Source organism: Tolypothrix bouteillei VB521301 (assembly GCF_000760695.4).
GTDB lineage: Bacteria > Cyanobacteriota > Cyanobacteriia > Cyanobacteriales > Nostocaceae > Scytonema > Scytonema bouteillei_A.
In genome coordinates this window covers 3,144,712-3,169,980 of sequence record NZ_JHEG04000001.1, presented here as the reverse complement: position 1 = coordinate 3,169,980, position 25,269 = coordinate 3,144,712, and the positions used below count along the sequence as shown (strand labels likewise).

At 41.4% G+C, this 25,269-nt stretch carries 28 protein-coding genes; 21 read left to right on the top strand and 7 right to left on the bottom strand.

The window, feature by feature from the left end; all coding sequences use genetic code 11:
* Nucleotides 1-110: 110 nt before the first annotated feature.
* Entirely contained in the window at nucleotides 111-3,398 is a 3,288-nt protein-coding gene (locus HC643_RS12635; protein WP_038078775.1) for a type 2 lanthipeptide synthetase LanM family protein, read from the bottom strand.
* 268 nt (nucleotides 3,399-3,666) lie between these two features.
* Here HC643_RS12635 and HC643_RS12630 point away from each other — a divergent pair, with 268 nt between their 5' ends.
* The 15 genes from HC643_RS12630 to HC643_RS12560 all read left to right on the top strand — a co-directional run bounded on the left by HC643_RS12630 (nucleotide 3,667) and on the right by HC643_RS12560 (nucleotide 10,962).
* Nucleotides 3,667-3,870 carry a hypothetical protein gene (locus tag HC643_RS12630; RefSeq protein ID WP_167844673.1) on the top strand — a complete coding sequence of 68 codons (204 nt, stop codon included), beginning with the start codon at nucleotides 3,667-3,669 and terminating at the stop codon, nucleotides 3,868-3,870.
* A gap of 53 nt (nucleotides 3,871-3,923) precedes the next feature.
* Nucleotides 3,924-4,127 (top strand): hypothetical protein, encoded by a 204-nt coding sequence (locus HC643_RS12625; protein WP_167844672.1) that lies wholly within the window; start codon nucleotides 3,924-3,926, stop codon nucleotides 4,125-4,127.
* Between the two features lie 55 nt (nucleotides 4,128-4,182).
* Complete coding sequence (locus tag HC643_RS12620; protein WP_167844671.1) at nucleotides 4,183-4,386, top strand: hypothetical protein; 204 nt, start codon at nucleotides 4,183-4,185, stop codon at nucleotides 4,384-4,386.
* A gap of 55 nt (nucleotides 4,387-4,441) precedes the next feature.
* The gene (locus HC643_RS12615; RefSeq protein WP_167844671.1) at nucleotides 4,442-4,645 is read left to right on the top strand and encodes a hypothetical protein; all 204 of its coding nucleotides are present in this window, start codon (nucleotides 4,442-4,444) and stop codon (nucleotides 4,643-4,645) included.
* Between the two features lie 55 nt (nucleotides 4,646-4,700).
* Entirely contained in the window at nucleotides 4,701-4,904 is a 204-nt protein-coding gene (locus HC643_RS12610) for a hypothetical protein (RefSeq protein ID WP_167844671.1), read from the top strand.
* A gap of 55 nt (nucleotides 4,905-4,959) precedes the next feature.
* A complete protein-coding gene (locus HC643_RS12605) occupies nucleotides 4,960-5,163 on the top strand; it encodes a hypothetical protein (RefSeq protein ID WP_167844671.1) in 204 nt (67 codons plus the stop codon).
* Between the two features lie 55 nt (nucleotides 5,164-5,218).
* Nucleotides 5,219-5,422: a hypothetical protein gene (locus HC643_RS12600; RefSeq protein ID WP_167844671.1), complete on the top strand. Its 204-nt coding sequence runs from the start codon at nucleotides 5,219-5,221 to the stop codon at nucleotides 5,420-5,422.
* A 55-nt stretch (nucleotides 5,423-5,477) separates the two neighbouring features.
* On the top strand, nucleotides 5,478-5,681 hold the full coding sequence (locus HC643_RS12595) for a hypothetical protein (RefSeq protein ID WP_167844671.1): 204 nt from the start codon (nucleotides 5,478-5,480) through the stop codon (nucleotides 5,679-5,681).
* Nucleotides 5,682-5,736: 55 nt separating this feature from the next.
* Nucleotides 5,737-5,940: a hypothetical protein gene (locus HC643_RS12590; RefSeq protein WP_167844671.1), complete on the top strand. Its 204-nt coding sequence runs from the start codon at nucleotides 5,737-5,739 to the stop codon at nucleotides 5,938-5,940.
* Nucleotides 5,941-5,995: 55 nt separating this feature from the next.
* The gene (locus HC643_RS12585) at nucleotides 5,996-6,199 is read left to right on the top strand and encodes a hypothetical protein (RefSeq protein ID WP_167844671.1); all 204 of its coding nucleotides are present in this window, start codon (nucleotides 5,996-5,998) and stop codon (nucleotides 6,197-6,199) included.
* A gap of 55 nt (nucleotides 6,200-6,254) precedes the next feature.
* Nucleotides 6,255-6,458 carry a hypothetical protein gene (locus HC643_RS12580; protein ID WP_167844671.1) on the top strand — a complete coding sequence of 68 codons (204 nt, stop codon included), beginning with the start codon at nucleotides 6,255-6,257 and terminating at the stop codon, nucleotides 6,456-6,458.
* 55 nt (nucleotides 6,459-6,513) lie between these two features.
* Nucleotides 6,514-6,723: a hypothetical protein gene (locus tag HC643_RS12575; protein WP_038078780.1), complete on the top strand. Its 210-nt coding sequence runs from the start codon at nucleotides 6,514-6,516 to the stop codon at nucleotides 6,721-6,723.
* 277 nt (nucleotides 6,724-7,000) lie between these two features.
* A complete protein-coding gene (locus tag HC643_RS12570) occupies nucleotides 7,001-7,204 on the top strand; it encodes a hypothetical protein (protein ID WP_038078782.1) in 204 nt (67 codons plus the stop codon).
* A 382-nt stretch (nucleotides 7,205-7,586) separates the two neighbouring features.
* Entirely contained in the window at nucleotides 7,587-8,882 is a 1,296-nt protein-coding gene (locus tag HC643_RS12565; protein ID WP_038078784.1) for a S8 family peptidase, read from the top strand.
* A gap of 376 nt (nucleotides 8,883-9,258) precedes the next feature.
* The gene (locus HC643_RS12560) at nucleotides 9,259-10,962 is read left to right on the top strand and encodes a pentapeptide repeat-containing protein (protein ID WP_038078787.1); all 1,704 of its coding nucleotides are present in this window, start codon (nucleotides 9,259-9,261) and stop codon (nucleotides 10,960-10,962) included.
* Between the two features lie 62 nt (nucleotides 10,963-11,024).
* Here the strand turns inward: HC643_RS12560 and HC643_RS12555 are convergent, their stop codons facing one another.
* The 4 genes from HC643_RS12555 to HC643_RS12540 form a co-directional block, all read right to left on the bottom strand.
* A complete protein-coding gene (locus HC643_RS12555) occupies nucleotides 11,025-11,816 on the bottom strand; it encodes a response regulator transcription factor (RefSeq protein ID WP_038078790.1) in 792 nt (263 codons plus the stop codon).
* A gap of 116 nt (nucleotides 11,817-11,932) precedes the next feature.
* Nucleotides 11,933-12,799 (bottom strand): sensor histidine kinase, encoded by an 867-nt coding sequence (locus HC643_RS12550; RefSeq protein WP_050045727.1) that lies wholly within the window; start codon nucleotides 12,797-12,799, stop codon nucleotides 11,933-11,935.
* A gap of 174 nt (nucleotides 12,800-12,973) precedes the next feature.
* Nucleotides 12,974-13,627 carry a response regulator gene (locus tag HC643_RS12545; RefSeq protein ID WP_038078792.1) on the bottom strand — a complete coding sequence of 218 codons (654 nt, stop codon included), beginning with the start codon at nucleotides 13,625-13,627 and terminating at the stop codon, nucleotides 12,974-12,976.
* Nucleotides 13,628-13,747: 120 nt separating this feature from the next.
* Nucleotides 13,748-15,919: a sensor histidine kinase gene (locus tag HC643_RS12540; RefSeq protein ID WP_167844670.1), complete on the bottom strand. Its 2,172-nt coding sequence runs from the start codon at nucleotides 15,917-15,919 to the stop codon at nucleotides 13,748-13,750.
* Between the two features lie 509 nt (nucleotides 15,920-16,428).
* Between HC643_RS12540 and HC643_RS12535 the strand changes: the two genes are divergently transcribed.
* Nucleotides 16,429-16,986, top strand: coding sequence for a type III secretion system chaperone family protein (locus tag HC643_RS12535; protein ID WP_038078795.1), 558 nt, complete (start codon nucleotides 16,429-16,431; stop codon nucleotides 16,984-16,986).
* Between the two features lie 76 nt (nucleotides 16,987-17,062).
* A complete protein-coding gene (locus HC643_RS12530) occupies nucleotides 17,063-17,707 on the top strand; it encodes a DUF3318 domain-containing protein (protein ID WP_038078798.1) in 645 nt (214 codons plus the stop codon).
* A gap of 144 nt (nucleotides 17,708-17,851) precedes the next feature.
* On the opposite strand, the gene HC643_RS12525 is transcribed toward HC643_RS12530, so the two are convergent.
* Both HC643_RS12525 and HC643_RS12520 read right to left on the bottom strand, forming a co-directional pair.
* Nucleotides 17,852-19,324: an esterase-like activity of phytase family protein gene (locus tag HC643_RS12525; protein ID WP_038078801.1), complete on the bottom strand. Its 1,473-nt coding sequence runs from the start codon at nucleotides 19,322-19,324 to the stop codon at nucleotides 17,852-17,854.
* Nucleotides 19,325-19,559: 235 nt separating this feature from the next.
* The gene (locus HC643_RS12520; protein ID WP_038078804.1) at nucleotides 19,560-20,357 is read right to left on the bottom strand and encodes a 7-carboxy-7-deazaguanine synthase QueE; all 798 of its coding nucleotides are present in this window, start codon (nucleotides 20,355-20,357) and stop codon (nucleotides 19,560-19,562) included.
* Between the two features lie 354 nt (nucleotides 20,358-20,711).
* On the opposite strand from HC643_RS12520, the gene HC643_RS12515 reads away from it, so the two are divergent.
* From HC643_RS12515 to HC643_RS12500, 4 genes are all read left to right on the top strand, one after another.
* A complete protein-coding gene (locus HC643_RS12515) occupies nucleotides 20,712-21,734 on the top strand; it encodes an exopolysaccharide biosynthesis polyprenyl glycosylphosphotransferase (RefSeq protein ID WP_137986338.1) in 1,023 nt (340 codons plus the stop codon).
* Between the two features lie 516 nt (nucleotides 21,735-22,250).
* Complete coding sequence (locus HC643_RS12510; RefSeq protein WP_038078807.1) at nucleotides 22,251-23,522, top strand: glycosyltransferase family 4 protein; 1,272 nt, start codon at nucleotides 22,251-22,253, stop codon at nucleotides 23,520-23,522.
* 740 nt (nucleotides 23,523-24,262) lie between these two features.
* On the top strand, nucleotides 24,263-24,724 hold the full coding sequence (rsfS, locus tag HC643_RS12505; protein ID WP_038078810.1) for a ribosome silencing factor: 462 nt from the start codon (nucleotides 24,263-24,265) through the stop codon (nucleotides 24,722-24,724).
* Nucleotides 24,725-24,760: 36 nt separating this feature from the next.
* Nucleotides 24,761-25,261: a CGLD27 family protein gene (locus tag HC643_RS12500; protein WP_038078812.1), complete on the top strand. Its 501-nt coding sequence runs from the start codon at nucleotides 24,761-24,763 to the stop codon at nucleotides 25,259-25,261.
* Nucleotides 25,262-25,269 lie beyond the last annotated feature (8 nt).

Genomic DNA, 25,269 nt, shown 5'->3' with positions numbered 1-25,269 from the left:
TGCACTTTAGTGTTAAAAGGCAACCACTATTGAGTAGATAAAACTATGAGTACAAGTAGAAGCCGCAAGGACGGCTTCTGTGAGAGTAGCAAGGACAAAACGACAGCTATCTACTCCCACAACAATACGGAAGGAAGCGATTCCGGATATGCTAGCCTCAAGAGTTCATAACCGATTCCAGCACTACCTTGAAAGAAACCAGGGTTATAAACATCTCCAGAAAGTTCGGGAAACAGAGAAAAACTACCAGCTTGCTTTGCTCTTGCAACAACCCAAGCTGCTTGTTTTTGAACGGTATCCCAAAGATCCGAACGCGACAGCTTGCACGCTCCCACCAATAAAACTTCCATTCTGCCGAAATTACCGCAACAGAGATGGTCAATATTGTGTAAACCAAACTGCTGTGTTGTATTTATAGCAACTGCAATTTCTTGCCGAATTTCTGCTGTATCCAGAATCTCCAGACTCCCCAAACGGGCTAAACCAATACCAGGAGCACCGTGACACCAAGTCGTCATAAAAGATGGCTTGCTCTTATTTAAGGAGAAATTTCTTACATCTGGCCAGTTTCCTTGAGTGGGTGAAAAGATACTGCGTTCGTAGGCGATCGCTTCCTCTGCTGCTTCTAGAAAAACTGGGTCTTGTGTGGTTTTATACAATCGTAATAAAGCGTAGGCAATACCAGCTGCACCGTGGGAAAATCCCGTTGCTAACTTGCCTTCTAGGGTAGCCCAAGCTCTAAATCCAGTCTCACTCTTAGTCCGGTTGTTGAGTAAATGATAACCCAAAGCTTGTGCGCGATCGAGAACAGTTGGGTTTGCCTTTGTTTGGTACAGAGTCAGTAATCCCAGTATTGCTCCAGCCGCTCCTGCTATTGTGTCAAATGAGCGATCGCTGGCAATGCTTTCCTGAGTGATGAACGAAGCGGCACAATTGGCAGTGTCCAACAGATCCGGTTCATCTAGAAACTGACTGACTCGTACCAAAGTATACACTATAGACCCCAATCCAATGCCGCCACCGATACCACTTTGCTTGGCAATTTTATGCTGAATGTTTGGGTCTCGTATGTCCTGCAAGGGCTTTCTTATGTTTTGTAAGGCGCTCAATGCTACATCGCGAAATCTTGCATCACCAGTTACTTTTGCCAGCGCTGCTAAAAATAAAGAAACTCCACAAACACCATCATATAAACCATCACTTAAAGGCTGAAGTTGCATCCGTCCTGCCTTGGGGAGATATGCCATCCCAATCCAAGTAGCGCTACCATTGGAGGCGTAGATTGCTCGTTGTTGCAGGTCCTTTGCAATCTCTACCGCTTCCTGCACCAGTTGTGTTGATGTTATGGGAGCAAGTGCATCCAAATTTAGATTAGCACTAGCACGCTCGGTGGATAGAGTACTGGTCATTCCTTGAGCAACCCGCGAGTAAAAAGAACCCCGAATGATTGAGATTTGTTGAGCTAAATCTGTGTCATTAAGCTGTTGCAGACAAGAAATCATTCGGTTATAGCTAGGTTCTCTAAAATATCCCTTAACAATTAGATCTGAATTAAGTGCCAGAGCATCACTACTGGAGTTAGCAATGAAATAAGGAATATCCATTTGTTCCATTGCTCGGATCTCAACCCCAAGAATTGACCAAATTGGGGGTTTTTCATCGGCTGCCAAAAATGCCCGACTTAAGACATCTAGTTGAATACTGCGATCTACACCATGTTGTAAAAACTTCGGATTAAGAGTTTTTTCTAGAATATGACCGTATACTTGGGTATTGCGAAACAAAAATCGAACTTTCTGACGGGCTAGGGCGGCTAATGGACTGTCAGCTGCTAAAAGTTCTTCTTGCCTGTGTACCAGGAACTGATACATCTGCCGAAAACCATCTGCGATTTCATTGACGTAATCGTGGGATGACACAACGAGCCCATTAAGGAGAGGTATATTAGCAGAGGGTGACATGAAACCAGACTCGTATTCCAATGTCATATTGTCAGTGTTAATGTTCTGCCACTTTTGTATGCGAATAGGAATTTCCCCGCCATTTCCACCCCCCAAACCACTAATATCGTGAGCAGTTCCTCCATCTGCGCCCAATTCCCATCTTGGTAACAGTCCAGTCCGCAGCACCGAATCTTGAAAAAATTGCTGATTTACTAAAGATTGCGCTTCTACTTCCTCTGTAGGGTTAACCTCACGAGCACGAGGATGTACAAGTGTTTCTAGATCAACTAGCACCGGATGTTCCCCACTAGCGATTAGATTTTCCTCATGGCAGTCGTTCCCTTGCAGCAGGTAGAGCAGGCACAAAACCATCCCAGCACGTTGGTAGTATCGCTCTACAGCAGTTTCATCTTCACAAGGTAAATGCTCTACATACTCCATCCATCCGTGGGTGGTGCTGTTGATAAGTTTTAGTATTTTGAACGGGTGCAAAGACTTTGTATGCATCTCTACAAAATGCTGATTGCACCAAGTCAGTAACTGAAAATAAGCACTTTCCAAGGCTAAGCCTCTAGGTTTGTATATGAGTTTTAAGCCGGATGCAAAGGTCAGCGCTATGACGGAGCGTCCTTGATTGTGAGAGTCAGAGAAATTTCCTTGGATTTTAACGACTTGACCTGTACTTTCTTGGAAGTTTTGCTGGATGCTGGGTAAATCTGATGCCAAACGCTGAAGGAATTCCGCTTTTTCCTCTACCCAGAAATCCACTGCTGTTGCCACCAATCGCGCTAGAACACTGTACTTCTGGAAAAAAGATAATAACCCTCCCGCTTTCAAGTCTTTAACAAAATTTTGGTACTGTACGTTAGAATGGCTAGCCTGTTGTTCTGGTAAAGATATGGACGCAGACTGCTTCACTGCTTTAAATTGTGAAAACTCAAATTCTAGAGATTGAGCGCAAAGAGACGCTAATTTTAATAGTAGCTGACATTCCAAATATAAGTGAACTGCTTCGGACAGCAGGTGCAAATTAGCATTAGCTCGTGCAATAAGTTTTTGCCGCGCTACATGAACAAAGGGTAGATAAACTTCTTCAAAGGGAATTGGCTTTTCAGCTTCCAAACAATGATAGACGCTTGCATAAGCTGTTTCCCAATCAGTTTGCAAAGCTTCCCGCAAAGTGTCTGTCCATGAGGGGAGTTGTTGCCCATCAGCAAGGCGGACAGCACCGAGAACCCTAACCATTGTACTAACATCTAGATTGTCCCATACAAGGCGTTTGGCTAACTTTTCTGAATTCCCTTGTGTAACAAGCTGACACCAAGTTTTCAAGCGAGACATAGCCAGCTTATTGTTGTCTTCAGCTTCATTTGGAACAAAGCAATTGCTCAATCTTTCTTCAATATTACTAGCTTGTTCTACTATTTTTCGTAAATCTTGTTGTGAAACTTCCATTTATGTTTACCCTATCTGATTGCCAAAATACTTGACTGATTCTCTTTCGATATTTAGTTTAGAAAATTAAAACAAGAATTACAATTCAATTTTTTTAGAAAAGACTGCAATTTTTATAGTCTAAAAGTTTTCCTGTTATTATTTACTCTTATTTTTTTTGTTTGTCTTCCTAAAAAAATCAAATTGACGCTTTTATTTACATATCGCTATTCTGATAAGTATCAAAGATAAATTGACAGAAACAAATTAGAAAATAGGAAACAGGAAAATGCAAGACGAACTCAATCAAGCTATCTCTCAAGCTCTCGACACCAACACCGAGTTCAACACAGAACTCCCCGCACCCAAGACTGAAGGCGAATTATCCGATGAAGCCCTCGAAGAAGTTGCAGGTGGCGTATGTCTGGGTTGGAGTTTCGCAAAAGTTTGCGTTAAGTGGAGTTTTATTCATAACGCCAACAAATCCGTCTAACTTAACTCAACAATTCACTCATTTGACAAATTAAAACAATAGGAGACAAAAAAATGCAAGACGAACTCAACAAAGCCATCTCTCAAGCTCTCGACACCAACACCGAGTTCAACACAGAACTCCCCGCACCCAAGACCGAAGGCGAATTATCCGATGAAGCCCTCGAAGAAGTTGCAGGTGGCGTATGTGTGGGCTGGAGTTTCATAAAAGCTTGCGTTGCTTGGAGTTTTGCCCGGAACGCCAACAAATCCGTTTAAGATTTAGCCCAACAATTCACTCATTTGACAAATTGAAACAACAGGAGACAAAAAAATGCAAGACGAACTCAAACAAGTTATCTCTCAAGCTCTCGACACCAACACCGAGTTCAACACGGAATCAACTGCACCAAAGACCGAAGGCGAATTATCCGATGAAGCCCTCGAAGAAGTCGCAGGTGGCGTATGTCTGGGTTGGAGTTTCGCAAAAGTTTGCGTTGCTTGGAGTTTTGCCCGGAACGCCAACAAATCCGTTTAAGATTTAGCTCAACAATTCACTCATTTGACAAATTGAAACAATAGGAGACAAAAAAATGCAAGACGAACTCAAACAAGTTATCTCTCAAGCTCTCGACACCAACACCGAGTTCAACACGGAATCAACTGCACCAAAGACCGAAGGCGAATTATCCGATGAAGCCCTCGAAGAAGTCGCAGGTGGCGTATGTCTGGGTTGGAGTTTCGCAAAAGTTTGCGTTGCTTGGAGTTTTGCCCGGAACGCCAACAAATCCGTTTAAGATTTAGCTCAACAATTCACTCATTTGACAAATTGAAACAATAGGAGACAAAAAAATGCAAGACGAACTCAAACAAGTTATCTCTCAAGCTCTCGACACCAACACCGAGTTCAACACGGAATCAACTGCACCAAAGACCGAAGGCGAATTATCCGATGAAGCCCTCGAAGAAGTCGCAGGTGGCGTATGTCTGGGTTGGAGTTTCGCAAAAGTTTGCGTTGCTTGGAGTTTTGCCCGGAACGCCAACAAATCCGTTTAAGATTTAGCTCAACAATTCACTCATTTGACAAATTGAAACAATAGGAGACAAAAAAATGCAAGACGAACTCAAACAAGTTATCTCTCAAGCTCTCGACACCAACACCGAGTTCAACACGGAATCAACTGCACCAAAGACCGAAGGCGAATTATCCGATGAAGCCCTCGAAGAAGTCGCAGGTGGCGTATGTCTGGGTTGGAGTTTCGCAAAAGTTTGCGTTGCTTGGAGTTTTGCCCGGAACGCCAACAAATCCGTTTAAGATTTAGCTCAACAATTCACTCATTTGACAAATTGAAACAATAGGAGACAAAAAAATGCAAGACGAACTCAAACAAGTTATCTCTCAAGCTCTCGACACCAACACCGAGTTCAACACGGAATCAACTGCACCAAAGACCGAAGGCGAATTATCCGATGAAGCCCTCGAAGAAGTCGCAGGTGGCGTATGTCTGGGTTGGAGTTTCGCAAAAGTTTGCGTTGCTTGGAGTTTTGCCCGGAACGCCAACAAATCCGTTTAAGATTTAGCTCAACAATTCACTCATTTGACAAATTGAAACAATAGGAGACAAAAAAATGCAAGACGAACTCAAACAAGTTATCTCTCAAGCTCTCGACACCAACACCGAGTTCAACACGGAATCAACTGCACCAAAGACCGAAGGCGAATTATCCGATGAAGCCCTCGAAGAAGTCGCAGGTGGCGTATGTCTGGGTTGGAGTTTCGCAAAAGTTTGCGTTGCTTGGAGTTTTGCCCGGAACGCCAACAAATCCGTTTAAGATTTAGCTCAACAATTCACTCATTTGACAAATTGAAACAATAGGAGACAAAAAAATGCAAGACGAACTCAAACAAGTTATCTCTCAAGCTCTCGACACCAACACCGAGTTCAACACGGAATCAACTGCACCAAAGACCGAAGGCGAATTATCCGATGAAGCCCTCGAAGAAGTCGCAGGTGGCGTATGTCTGGGTTGGAGTTTCGCAAAAGTTTGCGTTGCTTGGAGTTTTGCCCGGAACGCCAACAAATCCGTTTAAGATTTAGCTCAACAATTCACTCATTTGACAAATTGAAACAATAGGAGACAAAAAAATGCAAGACGAACTCAAACAAGTTATCTCTCAAGCTCTCGACACCAACACCGAGTTCAACACGGAATCAACTGCACCAAAGACCGAAGGCGAATTATCCGATGAAGCCCTCGAAGAAGTCGCAGGTGGCGTATGTCTGGGTTGGAGTTTCGCAAAAGTTTGCGTTGCTTGGAGTTTTGCCCGGAACGCCAACAAATCCGTTTAAGATTTAGCTCAACAATTCACTCATTTGACAAATTGAAACAATAGGAGACAAAAAAATGCAAGACGAACTCAAACAAGTTATCTCTCAAGCTCTCGACACCAACACCGAGTTCAACACGGAATCAACTGCACCAAAGACCGAAGGCGAATTATCCGATGAAGCCCTCGAAGAAGTCGCAGGTGGCGTATGTCTGGGTTGGAGTTTCGCAAAAGTTTGCGTTGCTTGGAGTTTTGCCCGGAACGCCAACAAATCCGTTTAAGATTTAGCTCAACAATTCACTCATTTGACAAATTGAAACAATAGGAGACAAAAAAATGCAAGACGAACTCAAACAAGTTATCTCTCAAGCTCTCGACACCAACACCGAGTTCAACACGGAATCAACTGCACCAAAGACCGAAGGCGAATTATCCGATGAAGCCCTCGAAGAAGTTGCAGGTGGCATATGTCTGGGTTGGACTCATCTAAAACCAAAACCTTGCAGGGGTTGGAGTTTTGTTTATAACGCTAACAAATCCGTCTAAGACTTATACCAATTACTGTCAGTAGATCGCAAAGTTTTTAGAAGTGTTACTACATGAAGATTTTAGTAGGACGCTCTTGTATTGAGAAAACACATTCTCATCAGTATTTCGGCCAAGGTCACGACCTTCACTTTCACAAGGCGATTTCTATTAAACAAATGCTCTTTACCTATCAGAGTGACAATGGCTGAAACCCTTATTTCTACATTGATTTACCCAAGTTTGCGAGCTACTGACTTTCACTCGCTCAACAAATTAAAAAATAGGAGACAAAAAAATGCAAGACGAACTCAATCAAGCCATCTCTCAAGCTCTCGATACCAACACCGAGTTCAACACGGAATCAACTGCACCCAAGACCGAAGGCGAATTATCTGATGAAGCTCTCGAAGAAGTTGCAGGTGGCGTATGTCTGGGTTGGAGTTTCGTAAAAGCTTGCGTTGCTTGGAGTTTTGCCCGGAACGCCAACAAATCCGTCTAAGCTAAACTGAACTTTTTGGTAATTACGTCCAGTGACAAATTGTTATAACCCAGTGAACTTTTATAGAGAATTCTTCTTCGTTCACTGGGTTTTGTTGCATAATTAGCACTTAAGTCTCTCATTCAATGACTGTTAATTTTTTTGATTGTCTTTCCTAAAGAATTCAAATTGAAGTTGTAGTTTTTATATTGATATTCTAGTTTCCGTATTCGTTGTCCTTTCAAGCTGTAGCTTTTATGTAGAAATTGCACGCTAAATACTCCTAAAGAAGCAGAAGGCACGATAGTACGGAAAGCTAATGGTTTAAGTGTAAGCTTAACCAGACAAAATAAGTATAAAATTTTACGTTTTACGAAAAATCTTGTGAAGGTTTGTAAACGCTATGAAAAATGTGAAACTCTTTCAAAAAACTGTTACTTCAGGGGCGATCGCAACAACTGTTGCCCTGGTAGGCTTTGTTGCCAAGGTTCAAGCAGCTACCTTCTCCTTACCAATTGAAGCCGCTGCCAAAGCCACAGGAGTCGATATTTTACGCGATCGCTATGGTTTGGATGGTACTGGAATCACCATCGGTGTAATATCTGACAGCTTTAATACTTCGCCAAACAGTTTTGACAGTTTGGGGAAGGTCGATAACTATGCCACTAATATTGCCGACGGTTACCTACCCTCAAATATTCAAGTTTTACAGGACTATTCAGATGCAGACCCTACCATTACTGAGGACGATCCTACAGATGAGGGTCGCGCTATCTTGCAGATCGTTCATGCTATAGCTCCAGGCGCTAAATTAGCGTTTTACTCGGGTGCGGGAGACGTAAATGTTATTAGTCAGGGTATTCAAGCTCTAGGGGCTGTCGGAGCCAATATTATTGTGGATGATAGAGGTTTATTCCCCCAAAGTATTCCTGATGTACCTTCAAACTTGCAGGATTTGGAGCCGCCAGACGGACCGATCAACCAAGCAATTAACGCAGTCTTCGATCGGGGAATTTCTTACTTTAGTTCCGCAGGTAATGAGTTTCCCAATTTACCAATATACGGGCACGTCAATAACCCAAATGCATTGAGTGTCGGAGCTGTGTACTATGGGAATGCACAGTTTTACACAACTCGATCTGGTCTTACTATTACGCAGGGGCAAATAGAGCCTTTCTCTTCGGAAGGGAATCCAGGATCTCTAAAACCGGATGTTGTAGCTCCGGATGGTCTACCAACTTCTTTCAACTTGACTGGAGAAGCTCGTCCTTATGACAATCCTCAATTCTTTAGCTTCTTCGGAAGTTCGGTGTCTGCTCCGTATACTGCTGCAGTCGCAGCGCTGCTACTACAGGCAAATCCGAACGCAACGCCTACTGAAATCTATAACGCTTTGAGAAATACAGCTGAAAGTCCTTTGTCCGGTTTTGATTCCAGATATGGTTATGGTTTGATTCGAGCAGATCGAGCGATCTTATCGCTGGGAGTTCAGCCTAAACCAACAACTATCCCCGAACCTTCGGCAGTTCCTGCTTTGCTGTGTGTCAGTGTTTTAATTGCTGGTGTCTTTCTGCAACGCAATCAGCAAAAGTCTAAAACCAGAACTAAGTCTAGCTTGAGTCTTGCTCTAGTTCACTCAAGCGTTGATCAACTTTCGTACAAGCTACAAGCCAACGTCTTTTTAGAAAACTACAAATAGTAAAATCCCTGATTTTGGGACGGGTTTTCTTACCCGTCCTTTATAAATGGAATTTACTACTGCTCGGTTAAGGGAAAATAGGGTGGGAAATTACTAAGTACGTATAAGCACATGAACCCGCAGAGCAGTATTGCAATAACACGGAATTTGGTTAATCTCAATGTCTAAATTTGTTATTGCCCTTATTTCAGGCTTGACTAAGTCAGAAAATCCAGTGCGAAAATTCTTACATTAATTGTCATAGTTGAGGGATAGCAAAGCTTTCAGTAGCCAGTGCTGCGTACATTTCTTGCAAGGTTGCACTTAACTTAGTGGCAGGATTTATCTTATAAGGAGATACTGTTATTAGTATTTAAACAATTTATTTGAGTTATGTATGGATATTGAAAATTTACTCACACAGTACACCTCTGGGGAAAGAAATTTTATAGGCATTAGTTTAAGGAGTGCCAATTTAATAGGGATTAACTTGAGCGGTGCTAATTTAAGCAACTCTAAGTTAAGAGATGCCGAGTTACATGGAGCTAATCTTCAACGAACTATTCTTAGAGGCATTGATTTAGAAGGTGCTAGCTTACGCTACGCAGTTCTAGATGAAGCAGATTTGAGTAATACCAATTTAACTAACTGCAATTTTCAGTACGCCAGCTTAAAAAGGGCGAATTTAATAAATTGTACAATACTTGAAAGCAGTTTAGAAGGAGCAAATCTAGAGGATGCAAATCTAGAAAATACAGTAATAATTGACACAAATCTTGAAGATACAAATCTGAAAAATACGAATTTACGTAATGCTCAAGTTGAGAATACAAGTGGCTCTCCAGAATTAATGCATGCTATTTTGTGCAACACTATTATGCCAAGCGGTAGTATTTGTAACAATAATCGTAATCCGGCGGCGATTAAGGATACTTTGTTGCTACGCTATGCACGAGGAGAAAGAGATTTTACTAATAATTTTAGTTGTGTAGAATTAAGGCTTTCTGATTTGCAAGGAGTAAATTTAAGTGATGTACAGCTTCCTGGCATAAAACTATGGAATGCTTCTTTAAAAGATGTAAATATGAGTAATGCGAACTTAAGTGGTGCTTGGTTAATTGAAATTTTTTTCCTAAATGCTAATTTAGAAGGTATCAATTTAGAAGAAAGCAAATTAAGTAGCACATCTTTTAGAGGAAGTAATTTAAAAAAAGCTAACTTAAAAGGAGCTAGATTAGATGTAGGTGAACATGGTTTTGTTTTAACAGATTTAATAAATGCTAACTTAACAGAAGCCGATTTAAGTAATGCCAATTTAGCCAGAGCAATACTGAATAAAGCAAATTTAACCAGAGCTATATTAAGAAATACAAATCTCAGTAAGACTGATTTAATACGTGCCAATTTTAGTGAAGCAGACTTAGCAGGGGCAAACTTAAGTGAAGCAATTTACTGTTCAGAAACAATTTTCCCTGAAAATGTGGATTTATCCCAAGCTATACCAATTACCTCTGGTGTAGATTTGTCTGGATATGGCAAATCTCTTTTATCTTGCAAAGATTTACACTCACTTGATTTAAGTAGAGCTAACTTAAGTGGTCTTTATTTAAATGATGTAAATTTTAGCGGTACTAACATGAGTGAATCTAATCTTAGTAATACTCGTTTAAGTCATGCAAATTTAAAAGGTACAAACTTAGCAGGTACTAACCTTACAAATGCTCGTTTAGCTGGGGCTGATTTAAGTAATGCTGACCTCAGCTACAGTATAGTAGCTAATACCGATTTCAGGGGAGCATTTTATAATTCAGCTACTATTTTTCCTAATGGTATTGATTTATCAAAAGCTATATATCTTGTAGCAGGTGCAAATCTATCTCATATCTTTTTTAGTAAAATTAATTTACGTGAAGTTGATTTATCTAATACAAACTTAAGTAATTCTATTTTGAAATATATTGATTTAAGTTATGCCGATCTCAGCAACGCTAATCTCACTAATACTAACTTTGAAGGTGCAATTTTAGAAGGTGCAAATTTGTCAGGAGCAATATTTCATAAAACTATCATGCCTAATGGTAGTGTTAGGAATAGCTATTAATAAATAAATTTCTATTAATAATAAGAAATTTTGAGATATTCCTTATGTGGAAGCCCCTGACTTCAATCTTTGCGTATCTTCTGGTTGCGCCAAACTTGAGGGGTAGTTCCAAAGCTGATACGAAATTGACGAAAGAAACACCCTACATATTGATAACCCACTGCTTCCGCAATCTGTTCTACTGACTGCTTGGTTTCCAAAAGCAATGAGCATGCCTTTGTCATTCGGTGCTCTACGATCCATTGATGTACCGTCTTTCCTGTTTGGCGTCGCATTAAGTCAGTTAAGTATGCTGGGGAATAACCCACGGCTTGGGCTACGTCACTTAAGCTTATAGCTTGGTGATAATTGGCTTCGATAAAGTCAAAAACCTCCTTCAACTGAGGGCTAGCAGGAGAGGATGACTGGGAGTCGGCTGATGGAGCGGTATTAGCAGGAGGTGGTGTGACTTGTGGTGATTGAGTCTCGTACCACTCCTTAATAGTTGCTTGTTTTTTCAGTCGGGTAGCGATCGCTTCTAATAATTCCTCTGCTGTAGTAGGCTTGGTGAGATAGTCATCAGCACCAAGCGTCATGCCTTGACGCACCTCAGCCTTTGTACTCTTGGCACTAAGAAAAATAAAGGGAATCCTTGCTGTTCCCGTGTTTTGGCGTAATGAGGTGAGGACACCATAACCATCTAATTCTGGCATGGAAACGTCACAAATAATGAGGTCGGGCAAGTTTTCTTGTGCTTTCTGAACGCCTATCAGACCGTTTTCTGCACTGATAGTATCAAACCCTTCTGCTTCGAGGCATTCAAGAAATATATTTCGACTTTCTACTTCATCTTCAATTACTAAAACTTTTGTCATAGTTTGTATATTTTGGATTTTCGATTATAGATTGACAAAGTCCTGCTTGGACTTAATTTCGCTCAATTATTTGTTGCCTTCTTTTCTCAAGTTGGTATTACCTCACTGTGTAGGTATTAGTGACACATTTGGCATGGCAATGCGATCGTAAACGTAGTACCAACACCCACTTCACTCTCTATAATGATTTCCCCACCATGTATATCCACAAATTTTTTGACAATTGCTAAACCCAATCCAGTACCCGGTTTATCACCGACATTTCCACCACGATGAAATGGCTCAAACAGCCGTTGTCGATCTGCTTTTGGAATGCCAATTCCCCTATCTTTTATCGTAAAAATAACTTCTTCATCTAGATAGGAGAGTATCATATCAACTGTACTACCATTGGGGGAATATTTAATCGCGTTCGATAATAAATTCGTAAGAACAGGCTGCAATAATTTTTTATCTATACAAACTGCTTTGCTATCACCTTGTATCACAAAATTAATTGCGTTCTGAGAGTTTTCACTCAAATTCATTTGAGTTAATATATCATGGCAGAATGAGATCAAATTAACCGATGTAGGCTCAAACTCTAGCTTTCCTGCTTCTGCTCTCTCGATCGTTAGAAGTTCGTCCATCAGTTGACCGAGCTGTTCGACTGTTGTTTGAAGACGCTGGAAATACTGTAGTGTTTTCTCCTCACTCCAATTGTGATGGTGACGTTTAAGTAAACTAGTGGAGAAGGAGATAACGTTCAGTGAAGAACGGAATTCATGGCAAATCATAGAAACTAATGGCTCTTTCTTTGTCAATGCAAGAGACTTTTCTAGTTCCGCCTCCGCCCGCAAACGTAAAGCTTTCTCATGACATAATTGCTCGTTCATATAACTTAATTTAGCAAGAAGCTTTCGCACTTTTTGTTCTGGTGCTTCTTGTGCCCTTTGTAAAGTCAAGAAAGGCTGTTGGCATTTGTTGATATCGCGAACAAACATAATCTAGTTTTGATAAAAATACTTTTCAATCACTTTATACTTCTATCCTAAATTGTTAACTACTAATAATCATCTGAAAAATGTCTTAATTTCTACTTCAACAAATAGATAAATTCACCCTGACTAAAGTTTGCCAATAAGTAGATCTTCTTAAAACTTTCGTCAATGTTTGTCCTAACTTTCATTCCAGCTTACAGAATTAGCATAAATGGCAAGCTGCGAGCGGTTCTTCAAGTTCAAACGGTTAAAAAGATTGGTAACGTAAGTCTTCACCGTACCTTCGGAGATAATAAGCTGCTGAGCAATTTCGCGATTGGTAGCACCCCTACCAATTAAGCGCAACACATCTCGTTCCCTAGCAGTTAACTCAGCCAAAACTGTTGGAGTTGTCTCGCTACGCCTCGATGCTGAATCCGCAGCTTGAGTGACCAACTTTTCCAGCAGTCCGGGAGCTAATTGTGAGTAACCGCGATGGACAAACCGAATTGACTCTGCCAATTCTTCAGATAACATATCTTTGAGCAAATAACCCTTTGCTCCAGCCCGTATCGACTCGGTAATGTATTCATCATCATCAAAGGTACTGAGAACAATGACTTTAACTTTTGGAAAGTGTTGGACGATCGAGCGAGTAGCTTCCTTACCATCCATAATCGGCATCCGCACATCCATCAAAACCACATCTGGTTGCAGTGCTTCTACTAGCTCGATCGCGGTTTTTCCGTTGTCAGCCGTACCAACAATCTGCAAATCGGGTTCTAAGCTAAGCATAGCTTTAATACCGTCACGCACTAAACTTTGGTCATCTACCAGTAACAGACGAATCATCTAATTCACCTCAAGTCAAACTCATGTATGGATATTCTGCTGCGTAGTATTTGGAGGCGAATCTACCATTAGGTTCACAGCGCTGCAGAATCTGAAGGAATCTAAGGGAATCCAATCGACTTAGAGACCCATCCGTCGTTGAAATTCGCCAGCCACTTGAGCATCGGGAATTTTTGCTGCTATTGTTTCTACCAATTCCGCTCGCGAAATTCCAGGCAAAGACTCAAGCGTTTCCTCAATAAGCAATGGAGCGATCGGTCCTACTAAATCTATTAGTTGTTGCTCGCATTGGTACAAAAAATTCTTATTAATGCTTTGATAGGTCAAGTCAAGGTCATATTCTCTAGAGACTGGATTAGACAGAAATGCAACTTGCTCCTCAAATTCAGTTTCCCGAACGGCAGGAATGTAAGATAAAATTTCTTGCTCTGTTTCAATGTTAGGAAAACTGCTTAATGCTTGTCGAAATTCGACAGCTAGTTGAGCATCAGGAATTTTTGTTGCTATGGCTTCTACCAATTCCGAGGCAGAAATTCCAGGTGAAGACTGAAGCGTTTCCTGAATCAACACCGGAGCAAACGGTCCTATCAAATCAATCAGTTGTTCCTCGCACTGACGAATAAAACTCTCATTGATGGTTTGAAAACTGAGATCGGAAAAGTGCTCTTGAGTTGTTTCATCTACGCTAGGGTTTGAGTCAAACAGAAACGACAACTGCTGCTCGAATTCAGTTCGTTGTGAAGCACAAATGTAAAGCAATAGTTCTGCAACAAGTTCTTGACAGGTCGTCGTTTGTTCTACGACTTCTTGCAATAGCATTGGGGCAATTGTGATTCCAATGTATTCTGCCAAAATGTTTTCCAACTGCAACAATTGCTCGTTAGAAAGAACCAAACGCTCTCTTAGGTCTGCTACTTCTGAGGTAGAGACACTAGCAGCAAAATCTCGCCACTCTTGTGCCATAGCTTGCTCTTGTAACGGCTGCTCAACCGCAATTTTGACACCCAATTCTTGCTCCGTTTCAACGTTAAGTTGAAGAAGAGGTAACTTAGAATTCTTAGAGAAATTAGGGTAAAGCGTCAAGGGTAAAGAGGAAGGGGAAGGTGTTTCCTTTCCTTTGGCTCCCTGCTCTTTTCCCCAGTCTCTTGAAATTATTTCCTCTGGGCTGGGGGATGAGTCAAAAAGAAACGACAAGCGCTGCTCAAACTCGGTTCGTTGCTGCTCGGGAATATAAAACAGTAGTTTTGTAACAAGTTCTTGACGATTTTGTGTTTGTTCTGTTAGTTTCTGCAGCAAGGTTGTGGCAATAGAGCCAACGTATTCGGTTAAAATCTCTTCTAACTGAATTGAGAGATCGCGACTGAGAACCAAGGGCTTTACAGGCTTGACTATAGTTATGGTGGCGTCACTAGCAGCAAAATCTAGTGAGTTCTGCGTGAGAATCTGCTGCTGTAAGGGCAAATCGACTGTTATTTGGCTGCGCTTTCTTGGCTTCGCTTCAAACTTTTGTAACGATTGTTTGTCAGCAAGAACCAAATGCTTTAGGTAATCTGCAACTTTTAAGGGAGAAACATCAACGCCAAAATCTAGAGACTTCTGTACTGGAGGCTGCTGTTGTAAGGGTAACTCAGCCCTAATCTGACAGCCCTTCCCCGGCTCTGTATAAATGTCTATTTGACCTCCCAATGCTGCTACTCGTTCTGCCATCCCCTGAAGTCCGAATCCCTTTGATAGGGTATCCTGTTTAAATCCTTTGCCGTTGTCAGCAACTACAAGCCGCACTCCATACGAAGTGGGGTGAATCTTAATTTGTACTGCTGTTGCTGCTGCGTGCTTGCGAATATTAGTTAGAGATTCTTGCACAACTCGGTAGAGTGTAGTACTTACCTCAGGAGGCAAAATAGCAGACAGAGTTATACAAGTCGAAATTGATACGTCGCTAACTTGCCGAAAATCTTCTACTAAAGATTCAATCAGTGGTTCTAGAGACTGGTGAGACTGGTCCGCCTTTGCTGTTGCTCGTAAAGAACAGACAGATTGCCGCACCTCCTTCATAGCGGTTGTGCCAAGCCGTTGAGCCTGTATGAGAAAACATTCAGCCTTAGCAGGGTCAAGCTTCCAAAGCTTGAGAGCAGTTTGCAACTGAATATTGAGCGCTGTCAGCGCGTGTCCCAACGAATCATGCAGGTCGCGGGCGATACGTTGACGCTCCTTAACTCTGGCAATGTCTTCAATTTGAAATGCACAATGATGTAGTTGCTCGTAAACTGAGGTAAGTTCTTCCCAACCCATGCGATCGCCCCCCTCGCAATTAAAACTGCGATACTTACAATCATGCCACGCTGCAACTAGCTAAAAATCTTTCCGGATGTACAAGTTTACTTCTCGTTGGTGAGTCTTAATTCCAGATTTTTTTATGAAAAAAATGAATTAAATTTTTAAATCCTAACAACCAATGCTTGCTGAAAATTACAGAAAATTACTGAGTTTTTTTCTGGTACAGTTAGTCGGAGTGATTATTATTTTTATGTAAATTTTTATAGTCCCGTTGTGTATCATATATTAAAACGCAATTTGGTAAAATATTTAGTAGAAGGTAACAGTCTAAAAAATGAGCTTTAAAGAACAATCGACCTTAAAAACATGGGTTTCTGTCATTTTGGTGTCATTTATTTGACAAATACTTGTGTGTAGAGAACAGGAGTCAATAAAACAGAAGGTAACAATAGCATTCTACGTCTTGACCCTGGCAGGTTAAACTAGGTCTGGTAACGCAGGCTCCATTGAACTATGAGGCTTTTATGGCAGCAAATCTGCAGCAAATCGCCAAGTATTTAGACAACCTTGGTTGGGAATATCGTATTGATGAAGAAGATGACCGTATTATTACAGGAGTAGAAAGTGATAACTTAGAGGATTTTCTCATTGTTGTTCAACTGGATGAAGAAGGAAGGTTCTTCCGTCTCTTTGCGCCCCAAGTGCTATCGGGTATCCAAGAACATCCTTACAAAGCTGCGATACTGCAAACAATGCTTTCCATTTCCTGGGAAACGAAAATGTTGCAATGGGAGTACGACCCATCAGACGGTGAAATTCGTGCTATTATTGAGTTTCCACTAGAAGACTCAATTCTGACAGAAAAGCAATTTAACCGTTGTTTGCACGGGTTAATTCAGCTTGTAGATACGGTGGCAGTGCCCCGACTGACAGAAGTTATGGAAACAGGTCAAGATCCGGGGAATGTGGAACTTGGAGAGAGAATTTTATTGAGCATTCAAGAACAAGCTCCAGGATTGCTAGACGTTTTGGAAAAGGCAATGGAAGCCCGAAAAAGGCGTGGGAGTTTTCCGAACGACTGAGCCGTTTTGCTGGTGAAATCGCTATACTCCAAAGTGATACTCTCTATATACTGAAGTTTTCACCCTTCTGAATAATATGACATCTTATGCAACCTCTAGTGCTAGAGCAGAAATGAGCGAACTCAGGCGGTTAAAAGGCTTATTACCGCCAGAATTACAAAGCTGGGTTACGGTTGAAGGTACGACTGAGGTGAATCCACCCCTGATTCGTTCTGAAGAAATTGGTAAAGACCAGGTAGAAATTCAAATTGACTTGGCTAAATGGGATGCACTGGCAATGGATCAGCGCAACTTGTTATTCTGGCATGAAGTCGCTCGCATTCAAAATGATACTATTCCTAAAGACGGTTGGGAAATGGCAGCCCTTGCAATTGGTTTGGGTGGTGCTGTTGGCGAACTGTGGGTTCAAGATGGGTTGCTGCTAGTACTGGCTTTGGCTTTGTGCGGAGTCTCAGGCTGGCGGCTGTACCAAAAAAACAATGGTGAGAAGCAATTAAAAGAATTAGTAGAAGCTGATGAGAAGGCTATAGCCCTAGCAACTCGTTTTGGCTATACTCTTCCCAACGCTTACAAAAGCTTGGGGAGTGCTTTAAAAACTTTAATTGATACAACTCCTAGCAAACGGCAACGGTCTAAATTTGAAGCAAGGCTTTCCTCTCTCAAGCGGAGTGCGAATAAAGCAAAGGCAAAATCTAAAAATTTAGAAGAGGGAGCATTTTAAGAGTGATCCTATCTCCTTACGGGGATGCTACGCAATGCCGCAGGCTATATGGTTTTGCCAGTTTCCTGGGGCGGGAAATCCGCCTGCAGGACTGGACCGATCGGCGATCGCTCATGTGTTGCTGATTGCCGATCGCTTTAATAATTATTTACGTTGCTTGAGTAATAAACTACTTATACCACCCAGTAATAACAGCCCAATAGTTGCTGTAGGCTCGGGTACTTTTTGGGATGGAATAAATTTGCCTAACTCAGAAGCACTTACCTTAAATGAATAAAGGTATGCGGGAATTAGAGAACTGCCATCTGGACAGCCACTGTCAATTGCGACTTGAGTACCGTTAGTACAAACATCGAATTGAACATCGTCATCATTTTGGGTAACGCTAAAGTCATTATCAGTTCCCAATAAGAGTGCATAAGAACCATCACTGAGTTTGGGACCGATCGCCAGACCCTCAAACTTTTCTGGTATTGTTTGTCCTGCTGTCTTCAAAGACTCAGCAATGTCTAAGAATAAGGTTTTACCAACCGCTTTAACCCCTGTAGGTAAAGTGTTAGTTCCTACTAAGCTAATATTGCTTACATCTGTTGCGTCAGTTAAGTCAATTTTGTAGACACGTTTGCTAGCAACAGGTGCTGTTCCCAATGGATCGTCTACTCCAATCCCGCGATTATCTCTTTCTAGCACTAAGAATTCTTTATCGTTCAAGGCTGAAATAGCACTGATACCAATATTACGCCCTTGGGAGTTGTCTCCAAAATCATCTTTTGTTCCAGGAATGCGATCGTTAATACTAGTGAGACTTTCAAGCTGATAAATATACTGAGCAGTATTTTGTCCTGTTGCTGTGTCAAATTCTACCAACCTTAGGTTGCGGCTGCGTCTTCCATCTGGTGAACCTTCATTAACTAAAGGATCTTGCAGCAAAGCATACAGTTTTTTTGCATCTGGGCTAAGAGTTAATCCTTCAAATCCTCTGTTGTCTTGGCGACCGTTGGTAATGGTGGGACGCCCATCAACAAAGTTTAAATCACCATTAGTTTCTTTAGGCAGGAGATTTTGTGGTGTTGCAAATGCTCTTACAAAAGAACCATCTGGTTTAAATTCATAGACGGATGGACCGTATTCGTCAGAAATGTAGAAATTCCCATTGGGTGCAATGGCAAACCCCTCAGGATCGAGACTGAGCCCTAAATTGCTTGGATTGCCATTGAGTTTTTCTGGATTCAAACCGTTAAAATTTTGACCATCTTTGGTAAATAAGATGGTCTCTAGTACCTTAAAGTTGGAAATGGCTCCAGTCTTAGGGTCTACATCTAAAGTCAATTTTTGTACTCGTGTTTGGTAGGAGATGACTCCACCTCCAGGACCGCGATCGCCTAATGCATAGTACACGTTGTTATAGCGATCGTAGTAGAGATCGGAGAAATATCCCAAACGATTAATATTGGCACTGCTTCCTGGAAATGGGTATAAATCTGTACCTTCAGCGGGGAGCACAAGAGTGTTAGCCAGGGAAATACCGCGTGCTGATGAGGCAAACCCTGCGATACTCAAGCTAGACATGATAAACGAACACCCGATCGCACAAAGTATGTGTTTTATGTAAATCATGGTCAAGGATTAGGAAATTGATTTTTTTAGCATCCGACCTCCCTATTAAGAACAGGTTAAATATTGAATATGTAATCTTTACTACTTCAAAACTTCACGTAATAGAGTTTTACTTGATAATATCTTTATAAATTAGCGAGTCGTTAGTGGTTCTTATTACTACTAACTATTAACTATTCACATAAATTAGTTAATAGTTAGTGGTTCTTATTACTACTAACCACTAACCATTTACTTAAAGCTGATTCAGCATTTTGTGAGTTTGAGGTATCACCCGCACCTGCTTAACCAATCGCTTCATCAAAGCTTGCCAAGTTAAAACTTGCTCTGGAAAAGGCGCAAGTTGAGGTTTATCTGTCAGATTCAGCGAGGTATCTAGAGGAGTAACGGGCTGTAAAAAGACTGGGATCGATGGATCGACAGACGCCACCAATTCCGCCGAACGTTCCAATTCTGAAGGGTCAGTTGTTTGAGAAACAATGAGCTTGACAAAGAGTTCAACTTTTGCAGTATGACAGAGTTGGAGAAACTCTGCGTGTTCTTGCCAGTGACTTTCACCACTAGTACTGGGTAATTTGAAATCCATCCCTACTGAATCTAAATAAGGTAATATTGCCGCTAGTTGTTTTGGACGGTGTCCGCCAGTTTCCAAGTATATTGGCAAACCCGTAACAGAGCGCACTTGAGGTAAGAATTCTAGCAAGAATGATGCGTGCAGAAGAGGTTCGCCTCCTGTTAGGCTGATAGTATCATGTACGAAAGGCAAATTCTGCCACTCGACCCACTGAAGTAACGCAGGTAGTGTAACGGGGTTAGAGTAAGTTTCAAAGTCACGCAATCCAGGGGTCCGTTCTATCCTACAGGTGGCGGGTGCATGCCAAGTATGAGCGCTATCACAAAAGTGACAGCGCAAGTCACACAAAGCAAAGCGAATAAAGATCTGACGTGTTCCTACATTCAGTCCTTCCCCTTGTATGGCGGAAAAAATTTCTATCAGGCGTGCGGTAGGTGTAACAGTAGTTTTAGCAGTCATGTGATGTTAGCAACGCGTATGCGCCTTCGTTGGCACAAGAACAGGAATGTGTATGTTTCATGAAAGAAGTATGAAGTATAAGGCGTGAAGTATGAATTTAAGACAAAAGTCAAGAATAACGAAGTGGAAATTGAAGTATAAAGTAATTCATACCTCGTTTTTTTATCCTTTATGCTTGTATCATCCTTTGTTTTTCAAACTTCAGACTTTCAGTAACTTCTTGTTCTATTTTGAATCGTTCCTAACGATCGCTCCTCTCAATCAACTTCCTAGTGACTAGTTATTTTTACCACTGATAGTTTATCAGTAGTGACTATTTGCTAGAACACAATTTGTTTGGCAAATTATATAGACATGGCAATGAAAGTGCAGGGCTTAATGACTGGCCAACCCAAAGAGGTGAATTTTCCTATAATGTTCTCAAATGACACGGCAATTGTGCAGGTACCCGCACGGTTAAGTGTGCTAGAGGCTGTAGCCTTTAAGCAGACCTGCCAAGAGATAACTGAGCGAACCCCCAGTCCGATGGAAATCATCATTGATTTTCATCAAACTATTTTCATGGATAGTAGTGGTTTAGGTGCTCTAGTCAGTAACCTCAAAATAGCTCAAGAAAAAAATATTAAATTTACACTTCGTAACGTAACTCCGCAGGTCACGGCAGTACTTAATCTTACAGGGTTAGACAAAGTTTTCAATTTAGAGTCTCAAGCGGAAAGTCCATCTATCAACCGCCAATTAGAAGAGCAACTACCAGCCACCCATCCTTCTGTCCGTTCTTGGATGAAGCGGTTAACAGATATTGTGGGTTCGTTAATTGGTTTGTTTATCACAGGGATTTTATTGATTCCCATTGCTCTTGCAATTAGACTCGACAGTCCGGGTCCGATTTTTTTCTCTCAAACCCGTTGTGGTTGGATGGGACAGCGCTTTCAGATTTGGAAATTTCGTTCAATGTACATTGATGCTGAAGCTCGCAAAGCTGAATTAGAGAAGCAAAACCAGGTACAAGGGGCATTTTTTAAAATAGACAATGACCCGAGAGTTACTAAAGTAGGTCGTTTTTTGCGGCGTAGTAGTTTAGATGAACTGCCACAATTTTGGAACGTTCTCAAAGGAGATATGAGTTTAGTCGGAACTAGACCACCTACACCAGACGAAGTCGAGCGTTATGAAGTTCCAGAATGGCAACGTTTGGATGTCAAGCCAGGAATGACTGGAGAATGGCAAGTTAACGGTCGTTCTACTATCCGTAAATTTGAGGATGTTATTCGGATGGATTTGCAATACCAGAAAAATTGGAGCTTTATGTACGATTTGAAGCTGATTTTTAGAACAGTTATGATTTTGTTTAATAAAAACAGTGGAGCTGTTTGAGCAATAAATCAGATTGAATTCAAACCTTACGATAGAGCCTGATGCTAGAAACACGGAGGAAATTTCAGTACTTTTCTCCGTGTTTTTTTATTTGCTATACCGAGATAAAGTTGACAATTCTGGATCTCCGGCTTCTTTAAGAAGTTAGGTATCTAACTTTTCATAGTGAAACCCAGAATTTTTTCAAACCTTAGCTCTGAAATTTATGCCTTTTACGTCTTTTTCTGAGTTTTTACATCAGGACTATAACCTATAGAAATAAAATTTCTATCTAAGTATATACACTATTTCAAAAATATAAATACAAAATATTCTTAACTCTAAATTTATTACGTATGCTCAAAAATGAAGCATCAAATTTTACTTAATCTTCAACAAAAAAAACTGACATTTGAATGGTTCTGAAGCGAAAATTTTAATTAAGCACACATAACGTGCGGAAACAGGTCACAAGCAAATGTTGTCATTAATAAGACACCAGGGTTCTTCAGACTAGGAGTACAAGAATAACCAATTATGCGTATTTTAATTTACTCGTACAACTATTACCCAGAACCGATAGGCATTGCTCCCTTGATGACTGAACTCGCTGAGGGATTGGTTAAACGCGGACACCAAGTGCGTGTCGTTACCGCTATGCCTAATTACCCAGAACGTCAGATCTACAAGGACTATCGGGGCAAATGGTACCATACTGAATACAAAAATGGGGTTGAAATTCAAAGAAGTTACGTGTGGATTCGTCCGCAGCCCAATCTACTAGATCGGATGTTGCTAGATGCAAGCTACGTGTTCACAAGTTTCTTCCCAGCGCTGTTTGGTTGGCGTCCGGATGTTATTCTTTCGACTTCTCCATCTCTACCTAGTTGTTTGCCAACGGCTCTTCTTGGCGTGCTGCACAGCTGCCCTGTTGTCTTAAATCTCCAGGATATACTCCCAGAAGCTGCTGTTCACGTTGGTTTATTAAAGAATAAATGGCTTATTAGAGCCTTTGCATTACTGGAAAAATTTGCTTACGCAAGTGCTACCAAAATCAGTGTCATCGCTGACGGTTTTGTGGATAACTTGCAGGCTAAAGGTGTACCGGGAAGAAAAATCGTCCAAATTCCTAACTGGGTTGATACCAACTTTATTCGCCCCCTGTCTAAAGAAAATAACACTTTCCGCGCAAAACACAATTTAGAGGGCAAATTTGTTATTTCATATTCTGGCAATATCGCCCTCACCCAAGGTTTAGAAACTGTGGTGAAAGCAGCTGCTATGCTGCGTCATATTCCAGAGATTGCTTTTGTGATTGTTGGTGAGGAGAAAGGTTTACAGCGATTGCATAACGCTTGTCATGCATCGGGTGCAGATAATGTTTTACTACTACCTTTTCAGCCTCGCGAAACTCTGCCAGAAATGCTAGCAGCCGCTGACGTAGGTTTGGTTGTGCAAAAGAAAAATGTGATTTCCTTCAATATGCCCTCGAAGATTCAAGTTTTACTGGCTAGTGGTAGAGCATTGATTGGTTCTGTTCCCAAAAATGGTACGGCAGCAAGAGCTATTAAACAAAGTGGTGGTGGGGTGATTGTCCCTCCAGAAGACCCACAGGCTTTAGCAGACGCTATTTTAGAGTTGTATCAACATCCAGAAAAAGTTAAAACTTTGGGATACAATAGTCGGAAATTTGCTATTGACCAGTATTCTTTCGATCAAGCTTTAAGCCAGTATGAATCCCTATTTTACTCGCTGACAGACGAGAACTCAGTGATTGAGCCAAAAATCGTATCAGAACAGGAAGTTTGACACCTCTGGAGCATTCGTAACGTTGTGAATTTTGATAGCTAGACCAGGAATTGCAAATCAGATAGTACGCAACACCACAGCATCTAAACAAGTAGGGCTTAATTTTCTCTACGACAGGGTACACTCTACACAACCTTACAATCTTGATTTGCAAACGGTCGCAGCTATTGCAATAGTTGTTGCTTGCTAACTGTTAATTGCTGACAGTCAACAATCAACAACTTTTGGCGATCGCTTCCACGTGTTAAATCCACACCTAAGTGCTATCCTGGTAATGGATAGATTTTATGTGAATGATGAAGAAGTATTGCAAGCTATAGCCGATCGTACTTTGGATAGACTGGGCATGAGTCCGCATTCCTGTATTGTGTTTTTATCACACAAACTGGAATCAAGAGGCGGCAACGCTTCCGAATTGCAAGCTTTAAGAATTGCAAGCTTTAAGAATTGCAAGCCATGAAAACATCGATCGCGCTTTGTGATTGACCTGCGATTGCAATCTCAGATTTTTACTAGAAAATTCTTGCTTAATTCCTTAGCAAGTCATACAAGGCGTAATTGATTTCTTCAAGGATGGACATCGAAGGCTCTAAGGTGTAGAGCATAATGCACAGACACCTGTTTTTTTGTTAGTATTCAAAAAAACCAGGTCTCACAGTTGCAAAGTTCATTCCAATTCTTGATTGTTTGGCAGAACTTGTAAAAAAATATTACTAAAGAGATACAGCAGCTGAGGTTTAATGACTGATTCTTTTCAAACAAATTTCCCAAGGCAATCTATCACGGTGACAAACAGTTCAGCAGGAAACCCACCTATAGATGACAACGACGTGAGTGGAAAGATGGCTTGGACTATTGCCGAAGCAGGGTCTGACCGCAAAGCAGGTGATATTCTGATACTTAAGATAGGAGATGTCTCTTATTTGGCGGACTACTTCGTCGTCATGACGGGCTACTCCAGGGTACAGGTCAGGGCGATAGCGGATGCAGTGGAAGATAAATTAGAAACTGAGTGGTCAAGACGCCCCTTGCGGACAGAAGGGAAAGCAGAAGCAACGTGGGTGCTGTTAGATTACGGCGAGGTTATTGTTCATGTTATGTTTCCCAAAGAACGGGAGTTTTATAATTTGGAAGCGTTCTGGGGACACGCAGAACGTATAGAGTATATAACATCCGCAACAAAAGCACGCGAACTGGAGTAACCAGCTTTGTAAATCAGACGGTGGGAGTCAGCCAACATGATAAAGTCTTCGGTCTCAAATTGCCCAGTACCAACAGAACAACAACCGCTTAACGAGTACGAAGAATTAAAATCGTCCTGGCTATTTCGTGACTGTACCTTAAATTGGAGCGAGTATATCACTAAAATCGCGCTTATTTGGGTGTTATCGTCAATAGTAGCAGGACCAATAGCGGCGACAAGTTTTGCTCCACACAAGCATACAGCACAATTTATTCTCAGCAGTGCCGCAGGCGCAAGTGTTGGAGTCATATTAGTACTGGTGCGGTTATATTTGGGTTGGTCTTATATCCGAGACCGCCTGATGAGTCCGATTATTTTTTACGAAGAGTCGGGTTGGTACGACGGTCAAACCTGGACAAAACCACAGGAAATCGTAACACGCGATCGACTGATAGTGACCTACTCGATCAAACCCATCCTTCAGAGATTACAAATTTCATTTGCTGGCTTGGCTGTGTTGTTCGTTGCTGGTACGATAGTTTGGCACTTAGTTTAAATAGTCAT